Raw genomic sequence first — 13816 nt, forward strand, 5'->3', positions numbered from 1 at the left:
GGGAGCTAATGGTCGTCGTTCGTCCACAGAGCCGGAGAGTAGGCTGGTTCGGTGTTGCTGCGATTGCACTCGGCATCATAGTACTTGCCATTGCAGTAATTTTCTGGGCGTCGTCGCGCGAGAGTCCTGTTCCCCGTCCCGAGGTCACTGGCGTGGTTGAGCGGATCCAGGCAGAGCTTGACGTCTTGCAGGTGTCCCTCTACACGGATCACGTTGTTCGCAATGGACAGGTGCGAGAACTGGAGGAGTACGCTGCTGCCCAGACAGCAGTCCAACGGGCTCGGGCGCAATGGGAAGCCATTCGTGAGGCGGTCTCACCGGAATACCGTGATCCCGTAGATCGTCTCTTCGAGGAACTCCAGACTGCTGTCAATACGCGAGCACCAGCAGCAGAGGTTCAGGAACTCGTGCGGGAACTTGAGCAAGCACTGCGCCCAATGGAGTCCACCGAGAACTCTGGCTGACGGGAAACTCTCGGCCGCCGAGCGACAAAAAGCCAATACGGCAGGAACGCGAGGACGTTGAAGAGCGCGATCATGATCAGCCAGAGCGTCCGTCCACCGGGAAACAAGTACGCTGGACGTTGCAGCAGGTCCGCGAGAGCAACAACGAGTCCGAGCCAGGTCACAATGAACGATGGGAGCAAGAAAGGCACAATCAGCCAGGCCGTGGCCGAAAAAAGCAGGACAGCAACGATCGGTCCGCCGACAAAAAGAACGAACGTGGCCGTCGCCACCGGCAACAGCCACGTTTGTTCGCTCAGGACTCCAAAGAACGAGCGTTCCTGCTTGTGGTCAGCAGTGCCCGGTGCGCGTCGCACACTCAGAGCCCAACCTGGCCCTTCTTGGCGAGCTTCGCAAGCTTGCGGCGGCGCCGATGCTCCGCTTTGCGGATCTTTGCCCGGCGCTGCTCCGACTTGCTGACGTAGTGCCGCTTTGCGCGATAGTCACGCAGTACTCCCGCCTTCTGGAGCTCCTTGGTGAACCGCTTCAGAAGCGCGTCGAAGCTCTCGTTCTCGCGCAGCTCGACATGAACCGACTTCGCCACCTGACCTCACACCCCTTCGGTGCACCCGGATTGGCACGAAACACCGTGCCGGCACACCTCTGTATCCTACCACACTGGCAATTCATGGTGCACAATCTCGATAAGCCCCGTTTCTCATGACCCTCAGCACCCAATTCCCAGCGAACTGATTCTTCGCCCAATCCGTCGTCCGGACAATGTGTCCCCAGGCGGCGTCTTGGCTGCACGGAGCCAACACAGTTGATTAACGATCATTTGTCAACGCACTGATTCACACCAGGCGTGAACCCCCGATGCAGCGGCACTCATTTCACCAATCTGAAATACGGGCTCGGCTCGGAAGTCGAAGCCGATGAACGAATAGCAGTATCTTGGTAAAGCCAGAATAGCATCGGTTTCGATCACCACATTGTCGCCGGTGCCACCGACCCGATCGAGTAACTGATGAAACTTGTCGCTCTCGGGAAGTTCCCCGTGCTGCAGCCGTTGGGGAAAACACTTGTGTGCCACCTCTTCATCGGTCGTTGGTCGGAGTGACTATGCCACGACGTATTTCCTCGGAGCATCCCCGCTCTGCGAGTACCTTCGTGGTTCACAGCCCGGAGCGTGATCAGTAGACTGGAGTCTGAATGTGACCAAACCCTTCCAGGTTTGCCAAGCGTACGCTGTGCTCGCTTCATACCTAGTCTTCCCTGACTCCACCATGCGCCGGGTGCCGTTTACGACGCCATTGGCTCGCACCTCGAACGGTGTCGTACGTGATTCCACCCTACGCTACGAGTCAAGTAGTAGCCGAATCGGCACTACTACGACATGGTGTTGCAGTTAACCGCCGCCGTCGAAACGACGTCACCGCGACCCCGACATGTCCGACTCACACGTGCGACCGGTCCTTCGGGTCGATACCGAACAGGGTCATACTGCTCAGTATGCGAACCCGTCGCAATAGTCTCCAGCCCAAATGCTCGTCCATAGTTCGCCGCCAAAGCAAATCCGATCCGGCAGGAGATCATTGAGAAAGTCTGAACTTCGTCAGCAGTGTGCAGACTGGCTCTGAGGAGGAGCAAGATCATGTCGGAGGAAGCATGCGTTCAATCCTTCGCCGGACATCTTCAATGCGCGTCATGCTGGTGCGAACGCACATCCCCTTTACGGGGAAGACCAAGGCTCATCAAGAGACCGTGGTGGAAACTGATGATCCGTCTTGACCATACCGAATTATATGGTCGCACAGCGTGCCTCGCAGGTGACGGCCGGCGGTTGGTCTGGTGCCTAGTTCTCGGCCCCGAATCTCCGCAGCCAGAGGTCAGGAGGAACACTGCGCTGTCGAGACTGGAACATCTGGTCTCATCCACTCATCGAGAGTCGAGACATCTCCCGGAATGACGATGCTATACTCTCCGCTTGCGAGGCAGTCAGGGGAGCGATCAATGATTGAAATCGACGGTGTCGAGTATCTGACAGCCGAAGAAGCAGCGGCGCTGCTCGGCGTCAAGCGCGAAACGCTCTATGCCTATGCGAGCCGCGGCCGGCTTCGGAGCTATCGCCGCGGTATCCGTCGTGAGCGCCTCTATCGGCGATCCGACCTGGAAGCACTGCTCCGTCTGCAGCCAGCATCTCACGAGCGGGACAGCATCCGACTGCCTGCGGCCGAGACCTGGATTCCTTTCACGTCCTGACCATCGCTGCCCGATGCACGCTCTCTTGTGGCAGGGAAGTGCCGCATGGCCGAGCAGAGGCTCTACATCTGGTTGGACCGCAATCCCTTCTCCGGACCGCCCGACCTCTGGATTGAGGATGTCCCCGGGCATGCCGATCTGGATCTCCTGGCCGAAGCGATTCGGGCTGGTCGTCTTGGACGCTTTCTCCCAGTCCGACTCGCCATTTCCACCCACCCAGATCCCAAATTGCCGTCGGGTTACCGCAGCGTGAACGTTGTCAATCTTCTCCGCCAACACCGCATCCCCTACCGAACGCGCCTTGAACTACTCTTGGATATGACTGGCGATGTTTCGCCAGCCGGAAGTGAAAGTGCCGAGCCTACTCCTCAACCCACGCGGAGGCCATGATGTACCTCACACCGAAGGAACTCGATCGTCTCACCGTTTTCACACTCGCCGAGCTCGCTCGCCGTCGCCGTGCGCGGGGTATCAAGCTCAACTATGCGGAGGCCGCAGCCATTATCTGTGATGAGGTGTACGAGGAGGCCCGCGCCGGGCGCCCATACGAGGAGGTGGTTGCTCACGCCTGTTCGCTCCTTACCCGCGATGACGTCCTCCCAGGCGTTCCTGAAATGCTCAACGTCCTGTATATCGACGCACTCTTCCCGGACGGCACACGCCTCGTGACAGTAAGGGATCCGATCCGATGAGGGACATTCTCATTCCGCCTGGTGGTATCGTCCCCGGCGAAGGGGAAGTCGAGATCAACGCTGGCCTCCCCGTCACTGTTGTCCGCATCACCAATCGCGGCGCCGTCCCGGTGCACCTCACTGCCCACTTCCATGTCTTCGAAGCGAATCCCGACCTCTGCTTCGACCGCCGGAAGGCATTTGGCATGCGTCCCGATATTCCTGTGGGTTGGGCTATCCGGATCGAGCCCGGCCAGACCCTTGAGGTCCCACTTGTCCCGATCAGGGGACGACGCATTGTCCGCGGATTCCATGGCCTCGTTGATGGACCGCTGGATACGGCTGACCTCGACGCGTTGCTGCAAGAACTTGTCAACCGTGGCTTTTGTCACCAACCCGAGGAGTGAAAGGAGCCCGGGTGTGCCCATCCGTATCGACCGAAGGCGGTACGCCTCGTGGTATGGACCGACAGCCGGCGACCGAGTCCGCTTGGCTGACACAAATTTATTTGCCCGAATTGAACGAGACGATACCCTACCCGGCTTTGAGCCGCTCGTCGGTTTTGGGAGACCGGTCCGTGACGGCATGCTGACAAGCCGAGACCATGGACCAAGCAAGCTCGATTTGGTGATCACCAACGTCATCGTCATGGATCCAGTGCTTGGCATCTTCAAAAGCAGCATCGGTATCAAGGACGGCCGCATCGTCGCTCTCGGTCGCGCCGGGAACCCAGACGTCATGGACGACGTGGAACTGCTAATCAGCAATGCCACAGGGATAATCCCTGGAGAGGGTCTGATCGCCACCCCTGGTGCAATCGACGCGCATGTCCACCTCTCTTCGACCAGCGTGATCCCGGCGGCGCTGAGTGCTGGTATTACCACGCTCGTTGCCCAGGGATCCGGCGGCGTGTGGGATCTTGGGGTCAACCCAGCGACGAATCTACGGCACCTCTTTGAGGCTTTTGAAGCAATCCCGCTCAATCTCGCTGTGCTTGGACGGGGATCCTCCGACCACGCACAACTCGTCGAGCACCTTGAATCCGGGTGCGCCGGATTCAAGATCCACGAAGATGTCGGCGCGTTCCCTGCGGTCATCGATACGTGCCTCACTGTTGCCGACCAAGCCGGAGTCCAGGTCGCGCTCCACACCGATGGGCTGAACGAAGCGGGATCGCTTCGTGAGACGATCGCGGCGATCAATGGCCGCTCCATCCACGCCTACCACGTCGAGGGTTCCGGCGGTGGACATGCACCAAACGTCCTGGAGATTGTGTCCGAGCCGAACATTATCGGCTCCTCCACTAGTCCGACGATCCCATACTCTCGAAACAGCACCGCTGAACTGCTCGACATGATCGTCGCGGTGCACCGGCTGTCACGAGATATCCCAACCGACGTCGCTGCTGCCCATGACCGAGTGCGGGCAACGACGATCGCCGCCGAGGACATCCTGCATGATCTGGGCGCCATTTCGATCATGTCCTCCGATTCGCAGGGTATGGGACGCATCGGCGAAGTCATCAGTCGCACCTGGCAGCTTGCACACCGCATGAAAGAGGTCCGCGGAGGTGGCTTTGACCCAACGACCGGTACTGGTGATGACAATCCGCGAATCCTGCAGTATCTGGCAAAGTACACGATCAACCCTGCCATCACCCACGGCCTCGACCATGAGGTCGGTAGTTTAGAGCCCGGAAAACTTGCTGACATTGTGCTCTGGCATCCGGCCTTCTTTGGTGCCAAGCCGGCTGCAGTCATCAAAGGCGGGTTTGTGGTCTGGGCTCCTGTCGGTGACGGTATGGGTTCTACCCGCTGGAGTCAGCCGTTGATCTATCGAGCAATGTTCGGCGGACTCGGCCGCGCTCCGGCGGCTTTGGCCGTCGCATTTGTTGCACCTGTTGCTCTTGAAACTGGAGCCTTCGTTCGGTACGGACTGCAACGTCGTCCGGTCGCTGTGCGTAACACCCGCCAGATCTTTAAAGGCGCGATGTACTACAATACAGCCTCACCTCGTGTTCGCGTGGATCCGACGACCCTGGAAGTCGCGATTGACGGCCAGACCGTCTCCATTCCGCCCGCCGAGGAACTCCCCCTCACCGTTCGCTATTTCATCGCCTGACACCGGCTAATCGTAGATCCGAACAAGAATATCGGTCGGATTGAAAGCATTACACGGATTCTGATCCTGCGGGCACGCGGAAACTGCGATAATAAGATCCATAAGTGCTCGAAGTAACACATAGTCATTGCGCTCCGAGAGTGGTTCCCGAATCTCGAAACGTCCCTTGGCGACGATACCAACATTCATGAACCAGTTGACGGGATCGGGGATATCATCCTCCTGGATACCATACTCCCCAAGAACACTCAAGAAGTTATCTTTACAGTTTGGATGGTCGGGTATGCCATAGTCGTCCAGGTATCGCCGCTGATCGCACGCTGGAAAGAGGATGTCGTGGCGACCAACCGTATCTTCGAGGAGCACGAGCATCGGATTGCGACGATTGCTGTAGAGAATCATCCCCTGAGTCAAAACGAGCGAGTTATTGATCGCACGCGTGTGTGACGTCGAGAGATACTCGCGGACATCGTGCAAGTTGAAGGCCACCATGTCCGCAACCTGTTTTCCTTGGACATCGGTGATCTGGAGAAGCTGCCCCTCCTTCAATGGAAAAGCGATCGGCACCGTTGGCCGCACCTGTGCCGCTCGCTTCGGCACGCGGCCAAACAAGATGTGCTCACTGGGCGCTATCGGCTGCGCCATAGCCTCTCTCCCTTCTCGTCGCGGCAATGACCGCGATCATATCGAAGATAAGGTTTGCTGCATTGAGCGCGGTCACGTCGGCAGGATCGCGGTCTGGCAAGACCTCAACCAGATCCGCTGCCACAATGTCCAGCCCCACCAGCCCCCAGAGGAGTTCCTGCGCTTCCCAGGTCGCAAAACCTCCCACCTCTGGGGTTCCTGTGCCCGGCGCGAAGACCGGATCGAGAAAATCAATATCAAAGCTCAAGAAGACCGGAGATACCCCCACTCGACGATGGATCACCTCACACATCCGCGCGAGTCCCGCACGTCGCACGTCGCGGGCAGTCCAGACCTCAAAGCCGAGTTCGCGCGACTGCTCCAATTCATCCAGTCCCCCGAGAGACCCACGGATACCAATTTGGATCGAGCGGCCCGGATCGACCAATCCCTCCTCCACTGCCCGACGAAACGGCGTGCCGTGGTTGTACTTCGTCTCCCAAATGGTGTCCCAGGTGTCCACATGCGAGTCGAAATGCACCAGCGCCACCGGTCCATACCGTCGCGCGACGGCACGAAGCTCCGGCAGCGAGATCGAATGGTCACCACCAATACCAATCGGGATCACTCCAGACTCAACGAGTGAGCCTATCCCTTCTTCGATGAGCTGGAAGCTTCGCTCGGTATATCCGGCAACCACAGGAAGATCGCCGTAATCGACGACCGAGAGCTCTGCCAAAATATCCACACCAAGCACGGGATGAAACTGTTCGATGCGCGACGAGTGCTCGCGCACCGCCGCTGGCCCGAATCGCGCACCCGGCCGGTACGTGACGCCGGTATCGAACGGAATACCGACGATTGCGACATCGACACTGTCAAGGCTCCGTGAATAGGGAAGCCGCGCAAAGGTACGGATCCCACTGAAACGGGGCTGCCACGGCGCGGAATTGTGGATCCTCGGTGTACTGCTCATCTGCTGCTCTTCCGATCCGGCTGTTTCACAGTGGCCTCCTCCACACCTCAGTTTGTTCTCAGGTCACGGTGGACGTGCGCCGGTTCACGGCGAGCACAGCCAGAAGCTCAAACAGGACATTCCCCGCAGCGAGTGCCGTGATACCGCTCACATCGTGCGCCGGTAGAACTTCGACGACATCCGCCGCTACAACGTCTACACCAACAAGACCTCGTAGGAGCTCTTGTGCTTCCCGCGTGGTAAATCCTCCGACTTCCGGCGTCCCTGTCCCTGGCGCGTAGGCCGGATCAAGAAAGTCGATGTCGAAACTGACGAAGACTGGTCCACGTCCCAGGCGACGGCGGATCGCTTCACTGACGGCCCCAAGGCCGGTGCGACGCATGTCGTCGGTGGTCCACACCTCGAAACCGAGTGCACGGGATTGATCCAGATCCTCGGGGCCATACAGCGACCCCCGCATTCCCACCTGGATCGCCCGCCGCGTATCGATCAACCCCTCTTCCACGGCCCGTCGAAACGGGGTCCCGTGGGTGTACTTCTTCCCCCAGTATTCGTCCCACGTATCGGTATGCGAATCGAACTGGACGAACCCCACTGGACCGTATCGCCGAGCCACGGCCCGGAGCTCGGCCAGGGTAATCGAATGATCTCCACCAATCACAAGCGGAACGATGTCTCGATCGAAGAGGGGCCGCAAGCCGCTCTCGATACGCTCGTAGCTGTCCTCGATGTATCCCGGCACAACCGGAAGGTCACCGTAATCGATCACAGACAGCACCTCATACACATCGACATCCAGCGAAGGGTGATAGGTACGCAACATCGCGGACATCTCGCGTACTGCTGCTGGGCCAAACCGCGCTCCCACACGATAGGTCACACCAGTATCAAAAGGCACCCCGACAATCGCGACGTCGACTCCATCAAGGTCACGAACGTATGGCAGGCGCGCGAACGTTCGAATGCCTGCGAACCGTGGGCTCTCAAGCCCACTCACCGGCGCATACCGTTTCGGCATCTCATCCTCCTTGCCGCTCGGCGCGCTGTTCATCCTCCCATGCCGCAAAGACGAGGCAGCAGTTTTGCCCACCCAACCCGAACGAGTTCTTGAGAGCGACGCGCACGCGATGCCGGCGCGCTCCCTCCGGCACATAATCCAGGTCACACTCCGGATCTGGGAACTCGTAATTGCGAGTCGGATGCACCATCCCGTCGCGAATACTGAGGATCGTCATAATCGACTCAACGGCCCCCGCGGCACCCATCAGATGCCCAATCATCGACTTGGTCGAGCTGATCGGAATGCGATACGCGCGTTCCCCAAAGACCGCCTTGATCGCGACCGTTTCCGCCCGATCACCGAGGGGCGTTGAAGCGGCATGTGCATTAATGTAGTCTACGGCTTCCGGCATTACGCCCGCATCGTCAAGCGCGGCACGCATTGCCCGTGCTGCCCCGCTTCCCTCGGGATCCGGCGCAATCGGGTGGAAGCCGTCGTTACTGGAGGCATACCCCAGCAATTCGGCGTAGATCCGGGCACCGCGTGCGCGCGCATGGTCAAGTGCCTCCAGGACGACGATCCCTGCGCCCTCACCGACGACGAAGCCATGGCGCTGGGCATCGAACGGCCGGCTCGCCGCCTCTGGCCGATCATTCCAAGTCGAAGCCGCCCGCTGCACGGCAAAACTGGCGATGAACAGCGGAAAGACACAGTACTCGGTTCCACCGGCCAATGCAACATCTGCCGCGCCGGAACGAATCATCTCGGCCGCCTCGCCGATCGCCTGCGCGCCGGTCGCACAAGCCGTCGAAATCGTGAGACTTGGTCCAACGAAGCGGAATGCCTGCGCCAGGTGATAGGCTGGCATGTTGTGCGGGAACGTGGTCATGAAATGTGGCGAAATCCGCATTAGCCCCCGCCGTTGGGCGAGCTCCTGCGTCTCCAGGATGGTCGCCATTCCACCGGCCCCAGTACCGATCACGACCGCAGCCCGCGCGGGATCGAGGTCGTCGCTCTTGAGTCCTGCGTCTCGGAGCGCCTGCCCCCCAGCTTCGAGTGCATACTGACTGAACATCGCCATTTGTCGAGCGGTTTTTGGATCGACCCAATCACCGAGCGTGAAGCCTCGTACCTCTGCAGCAATCTGCACGGGAAGTTCACTGGGATCGAACCGCTCGATCCGACGCACTCCCGATTCACCACGCAGTACACGATGCCACGTCTCCTCGGCACTCAGCCCAAGTGGCGTCACTGCCCCAAGACCGGTGATGACGACGCGTCGACGAACCGGCCCGGTACCGTTGCTCATTCGCGCGCCACACCAAGGGCAAAAGCGAGCACCCTCAGGTACCTGATCACCGCAGTGGTGGCAGCGCATACCCTCCCCTTCCCAGTCCGGATCCTAGCATGCTGTAGCGCACCCGAACAGATAACCCAACTCCCTTAGCGGTTCGGACGCAACAGGAGAGTCGGTTTTCGCGGTTTCTTGGCTGCTTCCACCGCGAGTCGTGCTGCTGCCTGACGGGCCGCTTCCCGGAACGCCTGCGCCGTCACCGATTGGGGATGTCCAACCACAACCGGAACGCCCGTGTCACCGCCTTCACGGACCGCGGGATCGATCGGGATCTGGCCGAGCAGCGGAACGCCGTACTTGTTCGCCACGCGCTCACCTCCACCCGATCCGAAAATCTCTGCGACGTGTCCGCAATGCGGACAGACAAAGTAGCTCATATTCTCGATGATCCCCAGCACCGGCGTCTTCACTTCGCGGAACATCTGGAGCCCCTTGACTGCATCCGCGAGGGCAACGTCCTGCGGCGTTGTGACGATAATCGCTCCCGAAAGCGGAATCGTCTGAACCAACGTCAGTTGAACGTCACCAGTACCGGGTGGAAGATCGATGACGAGGTAATCGAGTTCGCCCCACTGGACGTCGCTGAGAAATTGACGAAGAAGCTGGGATACTAGCGGACCTCGCCAGATCAGTGCCTTCTCTGGATCTAAGATGTATCCTACCGACATCACCGCGAGCCCATACGCCCGTCCCGGAATGATCTTGTTGTCCACCAGGCCCGGCTGCTCTTCCGCCCCCAGCATCAAGGGAATGCTCGGCCCGTACACATCAGCGTCGAGAAGACCGACAGCTGCGCCCTCCTCCGCCAGCGCTACGGCGAGATTCACCGCGACCGTCGACTTTCCAACGCCTCCCTTGCCGCTGGCCACAGCGATCGTGTTTTTCACACCCGGAATCGGCTGACGGTCTGGAAGGCCAGTGCCGGCCGCGCGCACACGAGCCGAGAACTGGACATCGACCTGCTTGATCCCGGGAAGACCACGCAGCGCTTCCTCCACGTCACTCCGAATGCGCTCGCGCAAGGGGCAGGCTGGCGTTGTCAACTCAACCTGGACACGCACATTCGCCCCTTCAATGGCAATATCTTTGATCATCCCGAGCTCGACCAGACTGCGGTGGAGCTCCGGATCCTGTACCGGTCGCAACGCTTCAAGCACCTGTTCCCGTGTCAACTCGCTCATCGACTGCCGACCCCTATCCGTGCACGCAGGCACCTGAGACTTTCGTAACTACAGCGTATCCTAACACGTCGGTTCCCGACCGTGTGGCCGCCTCCCGCGCGATGCAAGAAGACCGACATGCCACGCGAACACCGCCATCGCACCCATTCCGAACAGACCAGCGAGACTACCAGCAACAGACGACAGGCCACCCGAGGTGAGAGCTGCCAGCAACCGCAAACTTGTCATTCCGAGCGCCACCACCAGGAGCAGCCAACCAGCACGGGGTGCACGCGATCGTTGCCCCGCAAAACCAGGAAGCAAGTGTGAGCCAACCGCAAAGATCAATGTGAGTAGGTAGCCCACTCCGATGAGGTGCCACTCGAGTGTCACGGCCCTCCCACTCTCGGCCACAGCAGTGCCTATGAGCCAGATGGCAGCCACCGCGAACCAGCCATAGGCGATAGTGGCCATCCACGCTGTCGGATCGTGCCATAGTACACGTGTAACCCCCGTCAGCGCTCGCCGAGGTTCCAGCAAGCGCAAGGCAACAATCGCCCCCAGTATCCCCAATCCCTGCACCGCGCCTCCTAATCGTACGCTCTCTCCGTGTCCAATGACCACTCCGAAACATCGCAGAACCAGCCCCACCAAATTCAAGAGGATCGTCACAGCGAGGCCTCCTCGGTTCGGTATGCGAGTCCGAAAATACAGCGGGAATAATCGGCCTGACATCGCCAGCGCTACAGGCACCACAACGCCGTAGAACCCGAGGAAAACGCCGAGCTGGGTCCCTACCGACGACGCTCCAGCAATCCCGAGCGTGTCGGCTCCCAGTCCCAACGGCAAGGCGACTGCAGTGAGACCGATCGCCAGCAGCACCGCTGGATCGCGCTCTTTCCCACTTGCTGGCCGCTGTGCGACGAGTCGAGCAAAATCGATGGCGACTGACGCTCCACCAACCGACTCCGTGATAGCTCCCAAAAGGACGAGCTCATACTGGCCCAGGAAAACACCAAGAGTGCGGATCGCCATCCCACCAAAGAGGAGCACCCAGCTCCGGAGTGGATGCATCATGGTCGTGTGCGGCATACCCCACAGGCGAGGGAGAAACCAATAGGCGACACCAATGGTCAGTGCGATGGCAAAGCCGTACAGTTGCACGTGGCCGTGCAGGCGAACGAGTTCGAGCTGACGCTCCGGCGAAACGCCGAGCAGCGGCGCAACAAAGAGCCATGTTCCGACCACAAACCCGAAGAGCATACTCGTCAATACGGCACTGCCGGCGAATAATCGCCAGGGTGGCAGGGAACGCACATCGAGGAGCGACATCGTCGGCCTCACCACCTGGTAGAATCGCGGCGCCACTGGGGCGTTAGTGTTTGCAGCATAGAGGAGTCATCACCATATGCATGACCTTACCTTCTTGGATGCCCGTTATCGTTGGGCTGTCTCCTATTTGCGCGCCTTGATCCAAGCACCGCCGGGCCCGCCACCAGGTACACTGCCGGAGGTCGTACGGTTGCGGGCGCAGCGAAGACTTGAGCGACTGCGCGCATTTCTCAGCTTCCTGAACGACCCACATCGCTCCTATCCGGTTATCCACGTGACGGGAACCTCCGGCAAGGGCTCGACCGCAGCGTTCATTGCCAGTATCCTGGACAGCGCTGGTTATCGGGTCGGTCTGCATGTTTCCCCCTACCTACAAGTCGAGACCGAAAAGCTGCAAATTGGACGCCGGCTGATCGCCGCTGAACGGTTCGCTGATCTGGTCGCTGAACTTGACGAAGCCGTGCGCTCTTGGGTCGCTCGTGGCGGCCAACCGCTCACGTACGGTGAGTTCTGGACTGCTCTCGTCTTCAACGCTTTCCGCGCCGAGCGTGTGGACATCGCTGTGGTGGAGGTCGGCGTCGGTGGCCGATTCGACCTGACCAACGTTGTGCAGCCTGAGGTCTCGGTGATTACCACGGTCGGACTGGATCATCTTCGGACACTCGGTCCAACCATCCGTGACATCGCGTGGCATAAGGCTGGCATCATCAAACCTGGTCGTCCCGCCATCACCGGTGTCACGGAGCCGGAACTTCTCGGTGTTCTCCAGGCCGAAGCCACCACTGTCGGCGCTCCGTTACGTGTTCTCCTGCGAGGACGCGATTTTGACCATGTGTTGGAGGAAGGTAGGAGCTACCTCGTCGACAGGCTACACCAGCGCAAGTATGAGCTTGGTCTTGACGGTGACTTTCAGGCGCTAAATGCCGCCCTGGCTGTTGCAGCAGTTCGAGCGCTCTCGCCCGAACTCGCTGCGCACCTGTCTGATGAGGCGATCGCACACGGTCTTGCGACGGCTCGTTTTCCAGGCCGATTCGAGATTGTGCAGCGCGCACCGATCGTCGTGCTCGACGGAGCTCACAACCCACAAAAGCTTGAGGCGCTCCTCACCGCGTTGGATCGGTTACCCCAGCCGGGGCGACGTATCGTCATCTTCGGAGTTCTCGATGGCCACGACGCTCCTGCGATGGCTGCACGACTCGCCAGGCAGGTTGATATCGCGATCACGACAGCACCACGCGCAATTCTGCGCGAGGCAGCAGATCCAGACTCACTCTCAGCAATCTTTGCATCCTATGGTTGCACCGCCTTGACCATCCCCGATGTTGATTCTGCGATCGAAACCGCGCTCGCCCTCGCAAAACCGGAAGACCAAGTGCTCGTGACTGGGTCGCTGTATCTCGTCGGTCAGGTACGCGAACACTGGTATCCGGCAGCCGACATTGTTACCCAGCAGACGTGCTGGCCGAAACGTGCCCAGAGAACGGCCACAGAAGCCGAGGCGGCTTGTCGACAATGACTGCGTCCGGTATAGAATTGACTGTCGGGCTGACCCGTTCAGCCACACAAAGCGAGACCGGCATGGGAGGGATGCGACCGTTGGAGCGGCCCATCGATGTTGAATTGGTTGAGTTGACAAAAGTTTTTGACAATGGTGTCGTTGCCGTTGATCGGGTCTCTCTGCAGATTCAACAGGGGGAGTTCTTTTCCCTGCTCGGACCGTCTGGCTGCGGGAAGACCACAACACTCCGCATGATTGCCGGCTTTGAGCATCCAACAGCCGGTGAGATCCGGATCGAAGGCCGTCCGATGGGGAGTACCCCACCGTTCCGGCGCAACGTGAATACGGTCTTTCAGAACTACGCGCTGTTCCCGC

Annotated in this window: 16 protein-coding genes; 8 read left to right on the forward strand and 8 right to left on the reverse strand. The window is 59.7% G+C overall.

The window, feature by feature from the left end; genetic code table 11:
- Window positions 1-8 precede the first annotated feature (8 nt).
- Complete coding sequence (locus NET03_RS12705; protein ID WP_252129267.1) at window positions 9-464, forward strand: 4-helix bundle domain-containing protein; 456 nt, start codon at window positions 9-11, stop codon at window positions 462-464.
- On the opposite strand, the gene NET03_RS12710 is transcribed toward NET03_RS12705, so the two are convergent.
- Both NET03_RS12710 and rpsU read right to left on the reverse strand, forming a co-directional pair.
- A complete protein-coding gene (locus NET03_RS12710; RefSeq protein ID WP_252129268.1) occupies window positions 398-820 on the reverse strand; it encodes a hypothetical protein in 423 nt (140 codons plus the stop codon). The two genes, NET03_RS12705 and NET03_RS12710, sit on opposite strands and share 67 nt — an antisense overlap.
- A 2-nt stretch (window positions 821-822) precedes the next feature.
- On the reverse strand, window positions 823-1047 hold the full coding sequence (gene rpsU / locus NET03_RS12715; RefSeq protein ID WP_252129269.1) for a 30S ribosomal protein S21: 225 nt from the start codon (window positions 1045-1047) through the stop codon (window positions 823-825).
- A 1409-nt stretch (window positions 1048-2456) separates the two neighbouring features.
- On the opposite strand from rpsU, the gene NET03_RS12720 reads away from it, so the two are divergent.
- Genes NET03_RS12720 through ureC form a run of 5 tightly spaced genes read left to right on the forward strand, consistent with a single transcriptional unit; the run spans window position 2457 to window position 5497 of the window.
- Window positions 2457-2705, forward strand: a complete 249-nt coding sequence (locus NET03_RS12720) for a helix-turn-helix domain-containing protein (RefSeq protein ID WP_252129270.1) — start codon at window positions 2457-2459, stop codon at window positions 2703-2705.
- Between the two features lie 45 nt (window positions 2706-2750).
- On the forward strand, window positions 2751-3095 hold the full coding sequence (locus NET03_RS12725) for a hypothetical protein (RefSeq protein ID WP_252129271.1): 345 nt from the start codon (window positions 2751-2753) through the stop codon (window positions 3093-3095).
- The gene (locus NET03_RS12730) at window positions 3092-3397 is read left to right on the forward strand and encodes an urease subunit gamma (RefSeq protein WP_252129272.1); all 306 of its coding nucleotides are present in this window, start codon (window positions 3092-3094) and stop codon (window positions 3395-3397) included. The genes NET03_RS12725 and NET03_RS12730 overlap by 4 nt, the downstream gene beginning before the upstream one ends.
- Complete coding sequence (gene ureB / locus NET03_RS12735) at window positions 3394-3783, forward strand: urease subunit beta (RefSeq protein WP_252129273.1); 390 nt, start codon at window positions 3394-3396, stop codon at window positions 3781-3783. Before NET03_RS12730 ends, ureB begins: the two co-directional genes overlap by 4 nt.
- A gap of 13 nt (window positions 3784-3796) precedes the next feature.
- Window positions 3797-5497 carry an urease subunit alpha gene (ureC, locus tag NET03_RS12740; protein WP_252129274.1) on the forward strand — a complete coding sequence of 567 codons (1701 nt, stop codon included), beginning with the start codon at window positions 3797-3799 and terminating at the stop codon, window positions 5495-5497.
- Window positions 5498-5503: 6 nt separating this feature from the next.
- Here the strand turns inward: ureC and NET03_RS12745 are convergent, their stop codons facing one another.
- The 6 genes from NET03_RS12745 to NET03_RS12770 all read right to left on the reverse strand — a co-directional run bounded on the left by NET03_RS12745 (window position 5504) and on the right by NET03_RS12770 (window position 11943).
- Window positions 5504-6142, reverse strand: coding sequence for a DUF1989 domain-containing protein (locus tag NET03_RS12745; protein ID WP_252129275.1), 639 nt, complete (start codon window positions 6140-6142; stop codon window positions 5504-5506).
- On the reverse strand, window positions 6117-7097 hold the full coding sequence (gene speB / locus NET03_RS12750) for an agmatinase (RefSeq protein ID WP_252129276.1): 981 nt from the start codon (window positions 7095-7097) through the stop codon (window positions 6117-6119). The genes NET03_RS12745 and speB (NET03_RS12750) overlap by 26 nt, the downstream gene beginning before the upstream one ends.
- Before the next feature lie 58 nt (window positions 7098-7155).
- Window positions 7156-8115 carry an agmatinase gene (speB, locus tag NET03_RS12755; RefSeq protein WP_252129277.1) on the reverse strand — a complete coding sequence of 320 codons (960 nt, stop codon included), beginning with the start codon at window positions 8113-8115 and terminating at the stop codon, window positions 7156-7158.
- 1 nt (window position 8116) lies between these two features.
- Window positions 8117-9475: a beta-ketoacyl-ACP synthase II gene (gene fabF / locus NET03_RS12760; RefSeq protein ID WP_252129278.1), complete on the reverse strand. Its 1359-nt coding sequence runs from the start codon at window positions 9473-9475 to the stop codon at window positions 8117-8119.
- Between the two features lie 65 nt (window positions 9476-9540).
- The gene (apbC, locus tag NET03_RS12765; RefSeq protein ID WP_252129279.1) at window positions 9541-10632 is read right to left on the reverse strand and encodes an iron-sulfur cluster carrier protein ApbC; all 1092 of its coding nucleotides are present in this window, start codon (window positions 10630-10632) and stop codon (window positions 9541-9543) included.
- Window positions 10633-10692: 60 nt separating this feature from the next.
- Window positions 10693-11943, reverse strand: a complete 1251-nt coding sequence (locus NET03_RS12770; RefSeq protein ID WP_252129280.1) for an NnrS family protein — start codon at window positions 11941-11943, stop codon at window positions 10693-10695.
- 76 nt (window positions 11944-12019) lie between these two features.
- On the opposite strand from NET03_RS12770, the gene NET03_RS12775 reads away from it, so the two are divergent.
- Together NET03_RS12775 and NET03_RS12780 are read left to right on the forward strand one after the other, a co-directional pair.
- Window positions 12020-13459, forward strand: a complete 1440-nt coding sequence (locus NET03_RS12775) for a bifunctional folylpolyglutamate synthase/dihydrofolate synthase (protein WP_252129281.1) — start codon at window positions 12020-12022, stop codon at window positions 13457-13459.
- Window positions 13460-13521: 62 nt separating this feature from the next.
- Window positions 13522-13816 (forward strand): ATP-binding cassette domain-containing protein (locus NET03_RS12780; protein ID WP_252129282.1); only part of this gene is annotated, 295 nt, incomplete at its 3' end.

The sequence above is a fragment of the Thermomicrobium sp. CFH 73360 genome (genome assembly GCF_023806465.1).
Lineage (GTDB): Bacteria > Chloroflexota > Chloroflexia > Thermomicrobiales > Thermomicrobiaceae > Thermomicrobium.